The organism is Pseudomonas sp. PDM14, assembly GCF_014851905.1.
GTDB lineage: Bacteria > Pseudomonadota > Gammaproteobacteria > Pseudomonadales > Pseudomonadaceae > Aquipseudomonas.
The window spans coordinates 344,918-362,613 of the sequence record NZ_JACVAQ010000001.1 but is presented as its reverse complement, the minus strand read 5'-3'; the positions used below and the strand labels follow the sequence as shown (position 1 = coordinate 362,613).

Sequence of the window (17,696 nt, the reverse complement as noted above, 5' to 3'; positions counted from 1 at the left end):
GGCCGTGGCAGGCTTGTGCTGCCATGCTGTGATGCACTGGGAATAGGGAGTGAGTGTGCGCAGACCCGAGAGTTGGCTCTGGTTGCAGGCGGCTGGTATGGCGACCTGGTTGCTGTGCGCAGGCGCAGTGGGCGCGGCTGAGCCCCTGAACATCTATGTCGGTCAGGGGCAGATGCCGCATGCCGACGACAAGGTCGGCAACCACGGCCTGTTCGGCGAACTGATGCAGGCGATCTGCGTGCGCCTGCAGCGCGAATGCCGTTACCAGAGCGTGCCGTGGAAACGCGTGCAGGTGACGGTGGCAACCGACCCGCAGGGCATCGTGCTGAACATCGGGCGCATTCCCGAGCGCGAAGAGGCGCTGGTCTGGCTGCTCGACGTGCTGCCGACCGCCTACGTACTGGTGAGCCGTGACAAGACCTACGACACCTTGGCCGATGCCTTGCGCGATGGTCCGGTGGTGGTGATGGGCGGCACGCCGCGGGCGCAGGAACTGCTGGCGCTGAAGCAGCCGGGGCAGGTGGTGGTGGAGGTGACCGACCCGGAACAGGCCGCGCGCATGCTGCACAGCGGTCGGGTGCAGGCTTGGTACGAGATCGATTTGCGCGTGGGCTACCTGTGGCATCGCCTGCAGTACCCGGCGGATTCCATGCGGCAGGGCAAGCCGATCAGCGTGTCGCGCAGTTACATCGCCGGTAGCTCGCTGCTCAAGGATGCACCCGCCATTCAGGCGGAAATGCAGCGCACCTTCGCGCAAATGAAGGCCGATGGCAGTTGGCAACGCATTCTCAGCCGCTACCTGGGGGACGCCCTGGCGGCGCAGGTGCTGGTGCGCTGACGCCTGCTCGGCTCAAGCCGCCAGGCACCAGCCGTTCTGCACGCAGACCACATCATGAATCTGCATCTTTTCGGCCTGGCGAGTGGGCATGCGCAGGGTCAGCAGGGTGCCGTCTTCCAGGTGCACGGTGGCTTCGGACTCGAAGTGCAGGCCCGATTCATCGAGGCTGGCATAGGTCACGCCGTAGGTGCTGGTGTTGGCGAAGATGTCGGTGATGGTCATGGCGGGCTCCTCGATTACGCGGGGCAGGTTATTTCTGGTTGGCGCTGCGGGCAGCCTTGGCGGCGGCCGAGTGCGGTTCGGCGTTGCGGCGCGGTTCGCGGGCATACGGGCTGGCGAAGGCGGAAACGGCGATCAGGCTGGCGATGGCGGAGAACTTGTTCATGGCGCATTCCTTTCGATCAGTGAGTGGGGACGGCTGCATGATTGACGAGTCGGCGCATCAACAGAAGTGAATGGCACTCATGGTGAGTATCGATGGCGCTGATGGGCCGCGTGCCAGGCGTTCTGCCTGTCGAGCTGCGGTTGCGCTGACGGGGTGATTCGGGGCAGGCTTGGCAGCAGTACCACCCACACCCGCTTCAGGTAGTCCGCCCCATGTCCTTGCGTATCTGCATTCTGGAAACCGATGTCCTGCGCCCCGAACTGATCGAGCAGTATCAGGGCTACGGTCGCATGTTCGAGCGCCTGTTCGAGCGTCAGCCGATTCCTGCCGTGTTCACCGTGTACAACGTGATGCAGGGTGATTACCCGGCGGATGACGAGCGCTACGACGCCTATCTGGTGACCGGCAGCAAGGCCGACTCCTTTGGCCCGGATGCCTGGATCCAGACGCTCAAGACCTACCTGTTGGCGCGCTACGAGAACGGCGACAAGTTGCTCGGCGTGTGTTTCGGTCACCAGCTGCTGGCGCTGCTGTTCGGCGGTCGTACCGAGCGTGCCAGCCAGGGCTGGGGGGTGGGTATCCACCGCTACGAGGTCAAGCACCAGCCGCAGTGGATGAGCCCGTCGCTGCAGGAACTGACCCTGCTGATCAGCCACCAGGATCAGGTCACCGCGCTGCCGGAGAAGGCCACGCTGCTGGCGTCCAGCCCGTTCTGCCCGATCGCTGCCTACTGCATCGACGACCAGGTGCTGTGCTTCCAGGGCCACCCCGAGTTCATCCACGACTACTCGCGCGCGCTGCTCGACATCCGTCAGGCCTGCATCGGCGAGCCGAGCTACCTCAAGGCTGTTGCCAGCCTGGAGAGCGATCACCAGGGCACCACGGTGGCCGAGTGGATGATGCGTTTCGTCGCCCACGGCAAGCAGGGCCTGCCAGCGGCCTGACGTGTGGGGTGGGAGAGGGGCGCTCTTTATTGTCGATGGTTCCCACGCTCTGCGTGGGAACCCCTGCGGTGACGCTTCGCGTCACAGACCTGCCTGCCCGCACAAGCCCACGCATGGACGCTGGAGCGTCGAGGGCTGCATTCCCACGCGGAGCGTGGGAACGATCAGAGCCTGCCCCAACCACGTAGGGTGCGCCGCACACCGCAAATCGCCCGCCTATGTAGGCGCTTTTGCCCCTACAGCCAGCCCATACGCTTGAAGTTGCCGTACAGGCCGACGCAGCCGACGCCGATGATCCCCAGCACGCCAAAATAGCCGTAGTGCCAGGTCAGCTCGGGCATGTTCTGGAAATTCATCCCGTAGATGCCCGCCACCGCGGTGGGGAAGGCCAGGATCGCGGCCCAGGCGGCGAACTTGCGCTGGGTCAGGCTCTGTCGCGATGACTCCAGCAGCAAGCCGATCTCGATGGCGTGGTCGGCCATTTCGCGCAGGCCGGTGAGGTCTTCCAGCAGGCGGTTGACGTGGATCGCGATGTCGCGAAAGTACGGGCGCATGTGTTTGTCGATGAAGGGGAAGTCGAGCTGCTGCAGTTCCTGGCAGATTTCCGCCATCGGCGCGATGTTCCGACGCAGGCGCAGCAGGTCGCGGCGCAGGCAGTGGATGCGCTCGACGTCTTCCTGGGTCAACGGGCGGTTGAGCACGGTCTGTTCCAGGTCCTCCAGCTCGGCGTGGATGCTGTCCATCAGCGGCCGGTAGTTCTCCGTGACGAAGTTGAGCAGGGCGTAGAGCACGAAGTCCTCGCCGTGCTCCAGCAGCAACGGTCGCGCCTCGCAGCGCTTGCGTACGATGGAGTAGGAGGCGGAGTTGCCGTAGCGGGCGCTGATCACGTAGCCCTTGCCGGCGAACAGCTGAGTCTCGACGAACTCCAGCCGTCCGCTTTCCCGGGTCGGCGAGTAGAGCACCATGAACAGCGCGTCGCCGAAGGTTTCCAGCTTGGGGCGGGTGTGCTGGGCGATGGCGTCTTCCATCGCCAGCTCGTGCAGGTTGAACTGCTGCTGCAGGCAGGTCAGTTCGGCGCTGCCGGGGTCGTGCAGGCCGATCCAGACGAAGTGCTCGGGCCTGGCCGCCCACTCCTTGCCGTCTTCCGGGCGGATATCGGCGACTTTCAGGCCCTTGTGGTAGGCCGCGGCGGCAACGACGTTATCCATTGGCATTCCTCTGCATGGCGATGGCGCAGCTTAACCCAGGCCACTCGCCGCTGCAGTGAAGCCCGCCCCGTCAGGCCTTGGCGAGTTGCTCGTCGAGTTGGCCGATGGTCTGTTGCATCAGCGTCTGGCAGCGCGCCATCAGCTCTGGCAGGTCGTCGAGGGTCAAGCCCAGGGTGGGGATCGCCGGCAGCGAGCGGATCATGATGCGTCCGCTGGTCCAGCTGTTGATGCGCAGGCGCTTGGCGTAGGTGCTGACGCACACCGGGACGATCGGCACACCGGCGGCGATGGCCATCTGGAAAGCGCCTTTCTTGAACGGCAGCAGGCCCTCACCGAGGTTGCGCGTGCCTTCCGGGAAGACCCAGATCGAGGTGTTCTTGTGGCGCAGCGTGTCAGTGGTGGTAAGCATCGCCTGCTTGGCCTTGAAGGCGTTGCCGCGGTCGATCAGCACGTTGCCGGCGAGCCAGTACAGCTGGCCGAAGAACGGCACCCACTTGAGGCTCTTCTTGCCGATGCTCACGGTGCGCGGCGGCACCACGCGGCCGAGCACGTAGAGGTCGTAGTTGGATTGGTGGTTGGCAATGACCACGCAGGACTGCTGTTGGCCGAACAGGCTCTGCACTTCGGTCTTCACCCGCAGGCGCAGCATGCACAGCGCCGGCAGCGAATACAGGCGCGCACACAGGCGGCTGTTGTCGGGGTTGAAGGGGCGGAACAGGCCGAGCAACAGGCCCAGGGTTCCGGCGATGATGAAGTGCACACCCATCAACAACATGCGCGCGAGGAAGAGCATCGGTAGGGCCTGCTGGCAGACAAAAAGGCGCGCAGTGTACGGGCGTACACTGCTTTCGGCAATTGACCTCGATCAGAGGTTATTACCGCGCATTTCCAGCGCGTTGGCCGGCGTTAGACGCGGAAGCGCCCGAGCAGGCGATCCTGTTCGCCGACCTGCTCGACCATCACCGCGCACTGGCGCACCTGCTGCTCGGCGCCGCCGGCCACTTCATGGCTGATATCGCGGATGTTGGTGGTGTTGCGGTTGATCTCCTCGGTGGTCGCGCTCTGCTCCTCGGCAGCGGTAGCGATCTGCAGGTTCATGTCGTTGATGCGGGTGATCGCCTCGCGGATGCGCCCGAGCATGTCGTTGGCCGCGCTGGCCTCGTCGGCGGTCTTGCTCGCGGTGTCGCGGCTCTGCTGCATGCGCGCTTCGGCCTGGCGCACGCCGGTTTGCAGCTGGTCGATCATCTGGCGGATTTCCTGGGTCGACTGCTGGGTGCGCGAGGCCAGCGAGCGCACCTCGTCGGCGACCACGGCAAAACCCCGGCCGGACTCCCCGGCACGCGCCGCCTCGATGGCCGCGTTGAGGGCGAGCAGGTTGGTCTGGTCGGCGATGCTGGTGATCACCGACAGGATCGACTCGATGCTGTGGCTGAGCTTGGCCAGTTCGTTGATCGCGTGGCTGGTGTCGTCCATTTCGTCGGCCAGGCGCTTGATCGCCGTGGTCGACTGCGACACCACGCGCACGCCACTCTCGGTTTCCTCGTTGGCGGCGATGGCAGCCTGGGCCGCGGCCTGGGCGTTGCGCGCCACTTCCTCGGCGGTGGAGGCCATTTCCTGCATGGCGGTGGCAAGCTGGTCGAGTTCCTGCAGCTGCTCCTGCAGGCGATTGGCCGCCTGGTTGGCTTCGCCGGAGGTGGCGGTGGTGCTTTCGCGTACCTGGCGCGAACTGCCCATCACGTCGCTGATCAGCGTCTGCAGGCTCTGCAGGAAACTGTTGAATTCGCGCGACACCTCGGCGATTTCGTCGTTGCCGGTGGCCGGCAGGCGGCGCGTCAGGTCGCCCTGGCCGCTGTTGATCTCGCGCAGCGAGGCGTGCAGGTGGTCAAGCGGCTTGAGCAGCTTGCCCATCAGCATGCCCAGGGCGATCAGGCTGATCACCACGCCAAGCACGGTGCCGATCACCGCGCGCCAGCTCAGGGCATTGGCCTCGGCCATGACGATGCTCTTGTCCAGCACCACGCCGATGTACCAGTCCATGCCCTGCAGGTTGGGCAGCGGGGTGAAGGACACGAGCAGGTCCTTACCGTCGCCGCTGAGCTCCTGCAGGTCCTTGTTCAGTGCCGGGTTCTTGCCATCGAACAGGCTGCTGTAGGGCTTGCCGTTGAGCGCGGTGTCGGGGTGGGAAATGATGTTGCCGCTGCGGCTGAGAAGGAAGGCATAGCCGGCGCCGTTGAAGTCCAGGGTATTGACCGCATCGGCGACAGTCTTCAGGCGGATGTCGCCGCCGAACACGCCAAGGAACTCCCCGGCGTTGCTGAGCTTGGCCACGGCGGAAATGAGGATTTCACCGGTAGTGGAATCGACATAGGGCTCGGTGAGCAGTGCCTGGTTGCTGCCTTTGCCGGTGTCGTACCAGGGGCGCTGGCGGCCGTCCCAGTCGGCCTTGGGTTGCCAGCTGGGGTCGTTCTTGATCGGCTTGCCGTCGGCCTGCAGCGCGCCGAACACCAAGATGAATTCGTTCTTCAGCATCGGCGAGTCGATGACGCGCTGAGTGGCTTCGGGGCTGTAGTCGCTGTCGATGCTCTGCGCCATCAGGTCCATCAGGCGCAGCTTGGCGTTCAGCCAGTTCTCGATCTGGCGGGCGAGGGCGTTGCTGGATTCGGAGATGCTCGATTCGACCTGGCTGCGCAAGGTGCTGCGCACCTGGCTGACCTGGGCGAGGGATAGCAGGCTGGTGGTCAGGAACAGAACGGCAGCCGCCGCGATACCGACCTTGTGGGCAATTTTCATGGGATGGCTCCTGACGCGACCACGTTAAAACCACGGGAGCGCCATACGTCCATGCCCTGGCGATAGCTGTAAAAGTAATACAGGCCACGGCAATTGCCCATGGGCTTGGCCATCATTTCGCCATAAAACACGAAACCCGGCACAGGGCCGGGTTTCAGGGGCTTTGCAGGTGGCTTAGCCGAGGTGTTGCTGATCCAGCTCGATGGCGTTGGCCAGGGTGTCCAGCAGGCCCTTGCGCACCTTCAGCTTGGTGTTCTTGTGCGCAGTCATGTTGATCTTCTTCATCTGCTGGGCAACGGCCAGGGCGGTCGGCAGCAGTTGCTCGGCCGGTACCACCTTGTCGAGGAAGCCGGCATCGACCGCGCCTTGCGGGTCGAACAGCTCGCCATTGATCACCGAGCGGTGGAACGCTGCCTTGCGCAGGCGATCACGGGCCAGCTCGATGCCGGCGTGGTGCATGGTCATGCCGATCAGCACTTCGTTAAGGCCAATGTTGAACGGGCCTTCGACGCCGATGCGGTAGTCGGCCGACAGCAGGATGAACGCGCCCTTGGCAATCGCATGGCCCGGACAGGCGACGATGATCGGGTAGGGATGCGAGAGCATGCGGTGCGCCAGGGTGGAACCCGCGGTGACCAGGGCCACGGCGTTTTGCGGGCTGGAGGTCATCACCTTGAGGTCGTAGCCACCGGAGAGAATGCCCGGCTGGCCGGTGATGATGACGATGGCGCGGTCCTGCACGGCCTGATCCAGCGCGGCGTTGAACGCGGCGATCATGTCCGGGGAGATGGCGTTCACCTTGCCGTTGTTGAGGGTCAGGGTGGCGATGCCGTCTTCGAGTTGATAGCTGATCAGGTCGCTCATGGCGTTTTCCTAGTCCTGCAGTGGGCTGAAGTGGCGCTGACGTTACCCAGCCAGGGCGCGCGGGTAAAGCGCTTTGGCTGACCGAATGGTCATCCGTGCGGGCCTATCGGTGCCATCGGCTTTGCCAATTGGCCGGACGGACGTTGCCCGGATAGGTTAGCCGCCCCTGTCACGAGTGCCTGCCATGCGTCGATTCGCCCGTCCTTTGGCGCCCGCCCTGGCACTGCTTCTGCTGCTCGGGTTGATACTGCTGGCCACAAACGCGGTCAGCCACAGCCACGCAGGTGTGGTGCGCCTGTTCGCCGTCAGCCTGTTCGTCTCGCTGGGTTTCCTGCTATTCGGCCCGCAACGCTTCGAGCCACCGGCACAGGCCGCTGCCGCACAAACCGGTCATTCGGCATAAGCGCATGAATCGACTGAAAAAACCTTTTGCCTTCGATAACCTCTTCGGCTACATTAGCGCGCCTCGACGGACCACGGTTCGACGAGACCCGGTGAAGTGTCCGAGCGGTTGAAGGAGCACGCCTGGAAAGTGTGTATACGGGAAACCGTATCGTGGGTTCGAATCCCACCTTCACCGCCAGATAGCTACACATAGAGCCCTGAGAACTAACAAGTTTTCGGGGCTTTTTGCTTTCTGGCGTTAGCGTGTGTCGATGAAGTGTCGAAAACCGCATTCAGTCGTAGTGCGACCAGAGCCGCAGCACCTTCACCACCTGCTCATCCTGTAGCACCTGATACACCAGCCGATGCTGGATGTTGATGCGTCGGGAGTAAGCACCGGCCAGATCCCCGACCAGCTTTTCGTACGGGGGCGGGTTCTGAAACGGGTTCTCGCGTACCACCTTAAGCAGCGCCTTGGCCTTGTCCTTCAAACCTGCTGCAGCGAGTTTTGGGGCGTCCTTCTGAGCGTGTTTCGTGTAGACGAGCTGCCAAGTCACCAGTCCAGATCCTTCGCGCATTCATCGACGGGTTCGGCCATGCCTTCCTTTATGGACTCGCGCAGGCCTGGCACGGACAGCAGATACAGCGTTTCCTGGATGGCTTCCCAATCATCGGCCGACACCAAAACGGAGTTGGTGCGCTTGCCCGAAATCAGAATGGGCTGATGCGACTCGGCTGACTGATCCATGAGCCGATAGAGGTTGGTGCGTGCTTCGCTGGCGGTAAGTGTTTTCATGAGAGCCGGCCTTCTTTTGATTGACTAAGCGTACGCTAATTCGTACGTCATGTTAACTCTCTTCATCGGTTAACGGGTTGAGCCGCAAGGCGTCCTGCAGGTGATCCGGCGCTAAGTGGGCATAGCGTATGGTCATCGTCAGGCTCGAGTGCCCGAGGATTTTTTGCAGGGTGAGGATGTTGCCGCGGCTCTGCTCGCAATACAGAGATGTGAGGCTTCTTGGGGTTGTACCTGACATTAACGTTGGGATTTCGTTGATTCAGTTTCTTATGGGTTCCAGACGCATGCCAAGGAATATTCGAATTGTGCATTCCAAACGCCGTGCGAACATATTTATATTTGACACCCATTACTGAGTATTCGTATTTGGTTTGTAATGAGTGACTTACGTTATGTTCGCGATCATGTTGTTTTTTTGATTTCTGATCTTACTATAGTGCCTTGAGCAATTGGCCATGTGCCTGCTGAAACGGATTTGGCTGTCATAGTTACTGCGTAGACAAGTCCAATAACCCCCATGGCTCCAAAGATAAATTGAATCGTTTCTAAAGTCGGGTGCGTGCTGAATTTAAATGGAGGGTTGGTTTTTTTGAGAGCTGTTCATTCGAAATCTATATTGAATTTATCTGAGACGTATTTTTTAGAGAAAAATAGAGATTGAATAAATGTTTTCTTGTTATCTACGCATAGCTCAAGCTCAGCCTCAACAATCTTTGCTTCTTCTTTGGTCTTTATATTTTTAAATTTTTCGTGGAGCCCGCTGGATGTTAGACAGCTAGTACCGTGATCAAGCATGTTTTTAGAAGATACAAGGTAGGTCGCGTAAATTATCACGCTGGCCAGCAAAGTAATTTTTATGATTTTCTTCATCGTTATCCATTTGATTAGGCTGGGCCGATCTGGCCAGCAAAGAAGCTCAGGTTGTCTATGGGGGATTAACCTGCTTGGTATAGAAGGGCGGCACAGATAAACGATCCGGCGATGGAAGTGGCCATAGCCGCCACGGCTATCGTGCAGAGTTTTTTTACTCTGTTTTTTGAAGCTTCTGATCGGGCGAAATACGCAGCTACTGCTCCCAAGAGAAGCAGGCAGAGTGAGAGCGCGAAAGATAGCGCTACACCTACTATCGCTCCAATTGTGAAAGCGGGCGTTCCAGTCGGGCGAGGGCCGGGTCTTGGAGTGTATAGCAGTATGCCGTCAGGGTTTTCTAAGTAGAGAAGAAGGCCTAGCAGAAGCGGAATTGATGCGGTAATTAGCACTGTGCTAATTACTGTTTTTGCTTGGCTAAGATCCATCTTGGCCTCTTGTGATGTTAAGTAAAGTGGCGCCTATGACAGGCTACACTGGCGAGAAGCTACCCAGATGAACCCATGCTGTCTAGCTTGAGTGTCGAGAAAGTGTCGAAATACAGGTCCAGACTCCTACGAAATGAGCTAGCTAGGGTCGAGAAACTCCAGCATTGAGCAGGTTTGCGACGCAATGAAACGCCCGGAGCAGGGTTTGAATTCCACCTTCACCGCCAGATAGCTACACATAGAGCCCTGAGAACTAACAAGTTTTCGGGGCTTTTTGCTTTTGGGCTAGTCCGCGGCCTGGGGTGCCTTGAAGGCTTTGCTGTAGTAACCGGAGGGATCGAAGCAGCAAACCCGCTTCTTCCCGGATGCCAGCATGTCGCACGCGTTGCTGATGCGTTGCGCCCGTGTCTTGGCTTGCTTGGCAGAGGTAATCCAGTGGATCCAGTCAAGCCGCGCGATGGTGGTTGTGTCGCGCCATACCGAATGGGCTTCTGGGGCCGATGCCAAGGCCTCTCGTAAATCGGCAGGAAGCTCGGGCTCAGGTTCCTGTTCCACCGATACAACCTCAAAGGTCGCGACATCGCCGATGTTCGCGCCTGCGGCGTTGAGCAGTGCCTCATTTATCTTCAACCAGTGGCTCAACTGTCCGTCCGGCTCAAGGGTGATCTGGAAGGCGTGGCCGTTGAGGGTGCCTTTTACCGTCGTTCTACCGCGTCTTGGGAGTTTTTCACTCGCGCTTTTGGGCAGTACGACAAAGGCCCATGGGCATTCGTCGCCTGCCTGTGCCGGGCGAAGTAGTTTCGTTTGGAAGCGTGCGCCGGCTTCGTTGTTCGTCACGGCAGGTGGGCCTGAGGTCGGATGGGGGCTTGCAGTGCAGTTCCTGTGTTGCCTCGTTTGTGCCGCGGCTCCTGGCGATCACGCCTCGCGCTGCTCCTCGCTGTCCTGGCGTGCTTCCTGCTGCTCTTCATCCTGCTGTTTCTGTTGCTCGGGGGTGAGCCAGTCTTCGGTGGATTTCTGTGCCTGGTCGATCTGCTGGTTGAGATCCTTGGCGGTTTCGCTGAGGACGTCGCGGGCGGCCTGGGCGATTTCCTGCTTGGCTTCCTCGGCGAGTTTCTCGGCAGTGTTTTCCGCGATGTCGCAGCCGGCGAGCAGCACGAAGGCGCCAACGGTCAGGGCGCGCAGGGCGTTACGGGAACGTGGGGAATGGGTCATCGGGGACTCCTGTGGCGGTCTGGCGTGCGCTGAGGGGGCACGCTGGAATGACGAGCGCCCATGGGCGGTAAGTCCGCTCATGGGCGCCGGGTCAGTGGATCAACGGGGCGCGGATCAGCCTTCTTGTCTGGCTTTGCGCTTGGCGCGGCGCGAGAGCATGTTCAACCCTTCGATCACCGCGGAGAAGGCCATGGCCGCGTAGATGTAACCCTTCGGTACGTGGGCGCCGAAGCCTTCGGCAATCAGCGTCATGCCGATCATGATCAGGAAGCCCAGAGCCAGCATGACCACGGTTGGGTTGTTGTTGATGAAGCGCGCCAGCGGTTCGGCGGCGAGCAGCATCACGGTGACGGCGGCAACCACGGCGATGATCATGATCGGCACGTGTTCAGTCATGCCCACGGCGGTGATGATGCTGTCGACCGAGAACACCAGGTCGAGCAGCAGGATCTGCACGATGGCGGCGCTGAAGCCGATGCTCGCGGTGCGGCCGACGAACATGTCGCCCTCGGGCTCGGGGTCCATGGAGTGGTGGATTTCCTTGGTCGCTTTCCACAGCAGGAACAGGCCGCCGGCGATCAGGATGATGTCCTTCCAGGAGAAGGCCTGGCCGAACACCTCGACGATCGGCTCGGTCAGCTGGACGATCCAGGCCACGGTGCCGAGCAGGCCCAGACGCAGGATCAGCGCCATGCTGATGCCCAGGCGGCGCGCCTTGGCGCGTTGGTGTTCGGGGAGTTTGTTGGTGAGGATGGAGATGAAGATCAGGTTGTCGATGCCGAGCACGACCTCCATGACCACCAGTGTTGCCAGCGCCACCCAGGCGGTCGGGTCGCTAATCAGTTGCTGCAGGTATTCCACGGGTGTCATCTCGTCAATTTGAAGGAGCCGCATTCTCAGCGTTTGCGCCCGCGGTATCGACTACAGATTGGCAACAAGTCTTTTCCGCGCCCCGTTGCCCGCACAGGCCCGGCTCTCGGGCGCTTCAGCCATTCGTCAGGAGCGCGAGGCAGGCCACGGCGAGCAGCAGTGAGGTCGCTTTCCAGAATAGCAGCGGGTTGCGTTCCAGCAGTGGCGCGCGGGTGCGGGTGAGAAACGCCGGGTTCGGCTGGCGCAACTCGTGGACGAACTCGGAAATGTCCTCGTAGCGCTTGTACGGATTGGGGTGCGTGGCCTTGCGCAGCACGTCGTCGATCCACGCCGGCACGTCCCGCTCGCTGTGGCGGGCGCTGCGGTAGACCAGGCGGTTCTGCGCCGACTGGCTACGCGATTTCGCCACCTGGGCGCCGTAAGGCAGCTCGCCGGTGAGCATCTGGTAGGCGATCACGGCCAGGGAGAACTGGTCCGAGCGCGGCGTGGCGCTTTCACCGAGGAAGTATTCCGGCGCGGTGTACTGCGCGGTGCCGAGCAGCGGGTCGCGGGGCAGGGGCGAGGTGATTTCCATCAGCCCGGCGACGCGGGTGGCGCCGAAGTCGATGATCTTCAGCGTGCCGGTGGTGTCGATCATCACGTTGTCCGGGCGCAGGTCCTGATGCAGCATTTCCAGGCGGTGAAAGGCGCGCAGGCCCTTGGCGATCTGTTCGACGATGCCGCGCACGGTTTCCAGATCGGGCCTGGGGTGGTCGATCATCCATTGGCGCAGGGTCTGGCCTTCGATGAATTCGCTGACGCTGTACAGGTAGTGGCGCGGACGCGTCTGCACGCAGGGCTTGAGCACGTGGGCGCTGTCGATGCGCCGGGCGATCCATTCCTCGGTGCGGAAGCGCTCCAGGTAGGCGGCGTCGTGCTGCAGATCGATGGACGGGGTTTTCAGCGCCACCGGCGTTTCGCCATCCAGGGCCAGGTAGACGTGGCTGCGGCTGCTGGCGTGCAGCTCGCGGACGATGGTGTAGCCGTCGAACAGCATGCGCGCACCCAGCAGCGGCGGGCAGGGCCGTTCGCTGAGGCTCTGCTGCAGCTCGTCGGCCTCCTGCGCCGGCAGGGCGTCGATGCGTACCAGCTGCAGGGTGAGGTTGTCGGTACTGCCCTGGGCATGGGCCAGGGCAACGATGGCGCGGGCGGCGGCATCGAGGTCGGTGGCGTGGGTGCGGATCAGCTCGACCATCTGCCGTGAGTCGAGGTGTTCGTGCACGCCATCGGTGGCGAGCAGGAACAGGTCGCCGACCTCGACCGGCAGCGCGCGGTAGTCGAGTTCCAGTTGCGGGTTGATGCCGAGGGCGCGGCTCAGGTAGCTGGTGTCCTGGCCGACCCACAGGCGGTGGTCGTTGGTCAGCTGTTCCAGGGCGTCGCCATGCAGGCGATAGATGCGTGCATCGCCGCAGTGGAACAGGTGCGCGGTGGTGGACTTCAACACCAGCGCGCTGAAGGTGCAGACGTAGCCGCGGTCCTGTTCATAGCGGTACTGGCCCTGGCGCGTCTGCGCGTGCAGCCAGGAGTTGGTGGCACGCAGTACACGTTCGGCGGAGGTTTTTACCGACCAGGCGTCGGAGGTGCAGAAGTAGTCGGCGAGAAAACCGCTGACCGCGGTTTCGCTGGCGATGTGGCTGACTGCGCTGCTGCTGATGCCGTCGGCCAGGGCAATGGCGATCCCCTTGGTGCCGAGCTGCGGCTCGGGCGGGATGCAGGCGCCGTGGAAGTCCTGGTTGACCGGCTTGCGGCCCTTGTCCGAGCACTGGCCAAGGCTGACGACGAGCTGCTGGGGCATGCGGCGAGGCCTGCGAAGGAGTTGTGCGTAGGGTGCGCCGCGCGCACCGGTTGGCAGCGCAGCGGTTGCCTGGTACGCATGGCGCACCCTACGGGTGGGATCAGTTGTAGGCGCGCTTGGGCGCGGTCCTGACGTGGGTGGTGTAGAGGGTCAGGCCGGTGAAGGCCAGGCCGCCGACCAGGTTGCCGAGGGCGGTGGGGATTTCGTTCCAGATCATGTAGTCCATCACCGAGAAATCGCCGCCCATGATCATGCCGAAGGGGAACAGGAACATGTTCACCACCGAATGCTCGAAGCCCATGTAGAAGAACAGCATGATCGGCATCCACATGGCGATGGTCTTGCCGCTGACGGTGGTGGAGATCATCGCGCCGACCACGCCCATGGAGACCATCCAGTTGCACAGCATGCCGCGCAGGAAAATGGTCAGCCAGCCGGCGGTGCCGTATTCGGCGTAGCCCAGGGTGCGCGCTTCACCGATGTGCGAGATCTTCTCGCCGATGGCGCCGGGGCTGGTGGAAAAGCCGTAGGTGAAGACGAAGGCCATCATCAGCGCGACGGTCAGTGCGCCAGCGAAGTTGCCGGTGAACACCAGCCCCCAGTTGCGCAGCACGCCGCCGACGGTGACGCCCGGTCGCTTGTCGAGCAGCGCCAGCGGGGTGAGGACGAACACCCCGGTGAGCAGGTCGAAGCCCATCAGGTAGAGCATGATGAAACCGACCGGGAAGAATGCTGCGCCCAGCAGCGGCGAACCGGTCTGCACCGTAATGGAAATGGCGAACACCGCGGCCAGAGCGAGGATGGCGCCAGCCATGAAGGCGCGGATCAGGGTATCGCGGGTCGACATGAAGATCTTCGACTCGCCGGCATCGACCATCTTGGTGACGAATTCGGCTGGGATCAGGTAGGACATCGTGATGTGCTCTCTTGGGTGTACGAGGGCGCTGGACGCTGGCGCCCAGTGCGGTCTGTAAGGTTTTGCCTGGGTGGATGCGCCGGCTCGGCTACTCGACGATGCCGATTTCCACCGCATCGCCGTTGAGGCGCACCGGCCATACGCGCAGGCGCTGCTCGGGGTATTCCAGGCAACTGCCGTCGGTCAGGCGAAAGTGCTGCTTGTACAGCGGCGAGGCGATCACCAGGTCGCCCTTGAGCTGGCCGACGATGCCGCGGCCGATGACGTTGGCGCCGGATTTCGGGTCGCGGTTGTCGACGGCGAACAGCTTCTCGCCGTCGACCGTCTGCGGCAGGTGGAAGAGGGCGATCTGCTCGCCATCCAGCCAGGCGACCACGCCTGAGTTGGCGACCAGATCACGGGTGCTGCACAGCGGTTGCCAGGTAGTGGCTGGCAGGGATTGCGCGCGAACGGCGTTGGACGTGCTCATCAGAGTGCCTCCTCGAAGACGGGAATCAGGTGGAGTTCGCTGGCGGAAATCGGCCGGCGCTGGCCGCGCTCCTTGACGAAGTGGATGTCCGGGTCGGCGCGCTTGTCGTTGACGAAGGTGCGGAAGCGCTTGAGTTTCTCCGGGTCTTTGAGGGCATTGGCCCACTCGCATTCGTAGCGGTCGACGACGATCTGCATCTGCGCTTCGAGTTCTGCGGCCAGGCCCAGGCTGTCGTCGAGGATCACCGCCTTGAGGTAGTCCAGGCCGCCTTCCAGTGACTCGCGCCAGACCGAGGTGCGCTGCAGCTTGTCGGCGGTGCGCACGTAGAACATCAGCACGCGGTCGATCAGGCGGATCAGCGTCTCGTCATCCAGGTCGGTAGCGAACAGCTCGGCGTGGCGCGGGCGCATGCCGCCGTTGCCGCAGACGTAGAGGTTCCAGCCCTTGTCGGTGGCGATCACGCCGATGTCCTTGCTCTGCGCCTCGGCGCATTCGCGGGTGCAGCCGCTGACCGCGAACTTGATCTTGTGCGGCGAGCGCAGGCCCTTGTAGCGGTCCTCCAGGCGTAGCGCCATGCCGACGCTGTCCTGCACGCCATAACGGCACCAGGTGCTGCCGACGCAGGATTTCACCGTGCGCAGCGACTTGCCGTAGGCGTGGCCGGTCTCGAAGCCGGCGGCGATCAGCTCGGCCCAGATGTCCGGCAATTCGTGCAGTTGGGCGCCGAACAGGTCGATGCGCTGGCCACCGGTGATCTTGGTGTAGAGGTCGTATTTCTTCGCCACCGCGCCGATGGCGATCAAGCCGTCCGGGGTCACTTCGCCGCCGGGAATGCGCGGCACCACCGAGTAGGTGCCGTTCTTCTGCATGTTGGCCATGAAGGTGTCGTTGGTGTCCTGCAACGGCACCAGCAGCGGATCGGTGATCGAGCGGTTCCAGCACGAGGCGAGGATCGAGCCCACCGCCGGCTTGCAGATGTCGCAACCGGTGTGGCCGCGGCCGTGGTGGGTGAGCAGCTCCTCGAAACTCTCGATGCCTTCTACGCGCACGATGCCGTACAGCTCCTGGCGGGTGTAGGCGAAGTGCTCGCACAGGCTCTTGTCGACGGCCACGCCGCGGGCGCTCAGTTCGTGCTCGAACACCTGCTTGAGCAACGCGCTGCAGCCGCCGCAACCGGTGCCGGCCTTGGTCACGGCCTTGAGTTCGCCGAGGTCGGTGATGCCGGCGTCGACCTGGCAGCACACCGCGCCCTTGCTGACGTTGTGGCAGGAGCAGATGGTCGCGGTGTCCGGCAGTGCGTCGGCGCCCAGGGTCGGTGCGCCATCGGACAGTGGCAGGATCAGGCTCGATGGATCGGCCGGCAGCTTGATGCCGTTCTGCGCGTACTGCAGCAGGGTGTCGTAGTAGCTGTTGTCGCCGACCAGCACCGCGCCGAGCACGTGCTGGCCGTCGGCGGAAACGACCAGGCGGCGGTAGCTGGCGTTGGCCTCGTCGATGAAGCGGTAGCTCTTGGCGCCCGGCGTGGCGGCGTGGGCGTCGCCGATGGAGCCGACATCGACACCGAGCAGCTTGAGCTTGGTCGACATGTCGGCGCCGGTGAACGGCTCGTGCACCTGGCCGACCAGTTGCGCGGCGAGGTTGCGCGCCATGCTGTAGCCGGGGGCGACCAGGCCGAACACGCTGCCGTTCCAGGAGGCGCATTCACCGATGGCGAAGATAGCCGGGTCGCTCGTGCGGCAGTCGTTGTCGATCACCACGCCGCCGCGCGGCGCGACCTCCAGGCCGGCGCTGCGGCCCAGGGCGTCCTGCGGGCGGATGCCGGCGGAGAACACGATCAGGTCGGTCTCAAGGAATTCGCCATCGTTGAATACCATGCGGTAGGCGTAGTCCTCGCCGATGACGATTTCCTGGGTGGCGCGCGACAGGTGCACGCCGACGCCCAGGGCTTCGATGCGCGCGCGCAGGGCGTCGCCGCCATCGCTGTCGAGCTGCACCGGCATCAGCCGTGGGGCGAATTCGACCACATGGGCTTCCAGGCCGAGGGACTTCAGCGCGTTGGCCGCTTCCAGGCCGAGCAGCCCACCGCCGACCACCACGCCGCGGCGAGCGCTGCGGGCGGCGGCGCGGATGCCGTCGAGGTCATCGAGGGTGCGATAGACCAGGCGCGAATTGCCCTCGGCGCCCGGAATCGGCGGCACGAAGGGGTAGGAGCCGGTGGCCAGGATCAGGCGGTCGTAGGCGCGTCGGCCGTGGTGGGTGACCACTTCCTTGCGCGCGCGGTCGATCTCCAGCACCTGCTCGCCGAGGTGCAGGTGCACGCCGTTGCGGGCGTACAGGTCGGCGTCGCCCAGGGCCAGGGCTTCGGCATCCTTGCCGCCGAAGTACTCGGACAGGTGCACGCGGTCGTAGGCGCGCTGGCGCTCTTCGCCGTACACGTGCACCTGATACTGGGCCAGCGCGCCGCGCTCGATCAGTTGCTCGACACAGTGGTGGCCGACCATGCCGTTGCCGATGACGATCAGTGTTTCGCTCTTGATCGGGGTGACGATGGAGTTCATAGCCTGTCCTCGGTGAAGCCGCTGCCGGGGCAACGCGGTTTTATAAGCACAAAAAAAAGCGCCTGGAGCTGGTGGGCAGCTCCAGGCGCCTTTGCCTGGTATTCAAGAGTGGGTGGAGTGAGAGCCAGGCAGCGTTGCCGGGATCACTCGTCTCGTGCCGGTAGCGGCGACTGGTCGGCGGTGACCAGGCGAGACGCACGCCGTAAGGTTCGGCGCGCTTTGTCAGGGTGGTAGCAGATAGCGTGCCAGAGTCGTAACGGGGCATTTTGCGGTGCTCGCGGCGGCGTGCTGCCGGGCATGCAAGGGCCGGACGGCGGGGCTTGTGGCGGATTG

The 17,696-nt window shown here is 62.9% G+C and carries 19 protein-coding genes, 1 tRNA gene and 2 pseudogenes; 4 read left to right on the top strand and 18 right to left on the bottom strand.

Annotated elements, in window-relative coordinates; all coding sequences use genetic code 11:
* Positions 1–97: 97 nt before the first annotated feature.
* Positions 98–838, top strand: coding sequence for a substrate-binding periplasmic protein (locus tag IB229_RS01580; protein WP_192324294.1), 741 nt, complete (start codon positions 98–100; stop codon positions 836–838).
* A gap of 12 nt (positions 839–850) precedes the next feature.
* On the opposite strand, the gene ptrC is transcribed toward IB229_RS01580, so the two are convergent.
* Together ptrC and IB229_RS22005 are read right to left on the bottom strand one after the other, a co-directional pair.
* Positions 851–1,060 (bottom strand): type III secretion system co-regulatory protein PtrC, encoded by a 210-nt coding sequence (ptrC, locus tag IB229_RS01575; RefSeq protein WP_192324292.1) that lies wholly within the window; start codon positions 1,058–1,060, stop codon positions 851–853.
* A 28-nt stretch (positions 1,061–1,088) separates the two neighbouring features.
* A complete protein-coding gene (locus IB229_RS22005; protein ID WP_263864149.1) occupies positions 1,089–1,223 on the bottom strand; it encodes a hypothetical protein in 135 nt (44 codons plus the stop codon).
* Between the two features lie 212 nt (positions 1,224–1,435).
* Between IB229_RS22005 and IB229_RS01570 the strand changes: the two genes are divergently transcribed.
* The gene (locus IB229_RS01570) at positions 1,436–2,167 is read left to right on the top strand and encodes an amidotransferase (RefSeq protein ID WP_192324290.1); all 732 of its coding nucleotides are present in this window, start codon (positions 1,436–1,438) and stop codon (positions 2,165–2,167) included.
* A 236-nt stretch (positions 2,168–2,403) separates the two neighbouring features.
* Here the strand turns inward: IB229_RS01570 and IB229_RS01565 are convergent, their stop codons facing one another.
* From IB229_RS01565 to IB229_RS01550, 5 genes and pseudogenes are all read right to left on the bottom strand, one after another.
* Positions 2,404–3,375 (bottom strand): magnesium and cobalt transport protein CorA, encoded by a 972-nt coding sequence (locus tag IB229_RS01565; RefSeq protein WP_192324288.1) that lies wholly within the window; start codon positions 3,373–3,375, stop codon positions 2,404–2,406.
* Positions 3,376–3,445: 70 nt separating this feature from the next.
* Positions 3,446–4,168, bottom strand: a complete 723-nt coding sequence (locus tag IB229_RS01560; protein ID WP_192324286.1) for a 1-acylglycerol-3-phosphate O-acyltransferase — start codon at positions 4,166–4,168, stop codon at positions 3,446–3,448.
* Positions 4,169–4,281: 113 nt separating this feature from the next.
* Positions 4,282–5,109 carry a methyl-accepting chemotaxis protein gene (locus IB229_RS22155; protein ID WP_412547780.1) on the bottom strand — a complete coding sequence of 276 codons (828 nt, stop codon included), beginning with the start codon at positions 5,107–5,109 and terminating at the stop codon, positions 4,282–4,284.
* Positions 5,110–5,139: 30 nt separating this feature from the next.
* Positions 5,140–6,165: pseudogene (locus IB229_RS22150) on the bottom strand (cache domain-containing protein); the annotation flags it as partial.
* A gap of 174 nt (positions 6,166–6,339) precedes the next feature.
* The gene (locus IB229_RS01550) at positions 6,340–7,029 is read right to left on the bottom strand and encodes a crotonase/enoyl-CoA hydratase family protein (protein WP_192324282.1); all 690 of its coding nucleotides are present in this window, start codon (positions 7,027–7,029) and stop codon (positions 6,340–6,342) included.
* Between the two features lie 184 nt (positions 7,030–7,213).
* Here IB229_RS01550 and IB229_RS01545 point away from each other — a divergent pair, with 184 nt between their 5' ends.
* Both IB229_RS01545 and IB229_RS01540 read left to right on the top strand, forming a co-directional pair.
* Complete coding sequence (locus IB229_RS01545; protein WP_192324280.1) at positions 7,214–7,432, top strand: hypothetical protein; 219 nt, start codon at positions 7,214–7,216, stop codon at positions 7,430–7,432.
* Between the two features lie 90 nt (positions 7,433–7,522).
* Positions 7,523–7,612: transfer RNA gene (locus IB229_RS01540), tRNA-Ser, on the top strand.
* 94 nt (positions 7,613–7,706) lie between these two features.
* Here IB229_RS01540 and IB229_RS01535 read toward each other — a convergent pair.
* From IB229_RS01535 to nirB, 11 genes and pseudogenes are all read right to left on the bottom strand, one after another.
* Complete coding sequence (locus IB229_RS01535; protein WP_192324278.1) at positions 7,707–7,970, bottom strand: Txe/YoeB family addiction module toxin; 264 nt, start codon at positions 7,968–7,970, stop codon at positions 7,707–7,709.
* On the bottom strand, positions 7,967–8,209 hold the full coding sequence (locus IB229_RS01530) for a type II toxin-antitoxin system Phd/YefM family antitoxin (protein ID WP_192324276.1): 243 nt from the start codon (positions 8,207–8,209) through the stop codon (positions 7,967–7,969). The genes IB229_RS01535 and IB229_RS01530 overlap by 4 nt, the downstream gene beginning before the upstream one ends.
* 52 nt (positions 8,210–8,261) lie before the next feature.
* Positions 8,262–8,393: pseudogene (locus tag IB229_RS21805) on the bottom strand (integrase); the annotation flags it as partial.
* A gap of 416 nt (positions 8,394–8,809) precedes the next feature.
* Positions 8,810–9,079: a hypothetical protein gene (locus tag IB229_RS01525; protein WP_192324273.1), complete on the bottom strand. Its 270-nt coding sequence runs from the start codon at positions 9,077–9,079 to the stop codon at positions 8,810–8,812.
* Positions 9,080–9,789: 710 nt separating this feature from the next.
* A complete protein-coding gene (locus IB229_RS01520; RefSeq protein ID WP_192324271.1) occupies positions 9,790–10,341 on the bottom strand; it encodes a YdeI/OmpD-associated family protein in 552 nt (183 codons plus the stop codon).
* A 78-nt stretch (positions 10,342–10,419) separates the two neighbouring features.
* On the bottom strand, positions 10,420–10,716 hold the full coding sequence (locus IB229_RS01515; RefSeq protein ID WP_192324269.1) for a hypothetical protein: 297 nt from the start codon (positions 10,714–10,716) through the stop codon (positions 10,420–10,422).
* 114 nt (positions 10,717–10,830) lie between these two features.
* A complete protein-coding gene (locus tag IB229_RS01510; protein ID WP_192324267.1) occupies positions 10,831–11,577 on the bottom strand; it encodes a TerC family protein in 747 nt (248 codons plus the stop codon).
* A gap of 124 nt (positions 11,578–11,701) precedes the next feature.
* Positions 11,702–13,420 (bottom strand): bifunctional protein-serine/threonine kinase/phosphatase, encoded by a 1,719-nt coding sequence (locus IB229_RS01505; RefSeq protein WP_192324265.1) that lies wholly within the window; start codon positions 13,418–13,420, stop codon positions 11,702–11,704.
* 100 nt (positions 13,421–13,520) lie between these two features.
* Entirely contained in the window at positions 13,521–14,333 is an 813-nt protein-coding gene (locus tag IB229_RS01500; protein WP_192324263.1) for a formate/nitrite transporter family protein, read from the bottom strand.
* A gap of 91 nt (positions 14,334–14,424) precedes the next feature.
* Positions 14,425–14,805 (bottom strand): nitrite reductase small subunit NirD, encoded by a 381-nt coding sequence (nirD, locus tag IB229_RS01495; protein ID WP_192324261.1) that lies wholly within the window; start codon positions 14,803–14,805, stop codon positions 14,425–14,427.
* Entirely contained in the window at positions 14,805–17,363 is a 2,559-nt protein-coding gene (gene nirB / locus IB229_RS01490) for a nitrite reductase large subunit NirB (protein WP_192324259.1), read from the bottom strand. The genes nirD and nirB overlap by 1 nt, the downstream gene beginning before the upstream one ends.
* Between the last annotated feature and the right edge of the window lie 333 nt (positions 17,364–17,696).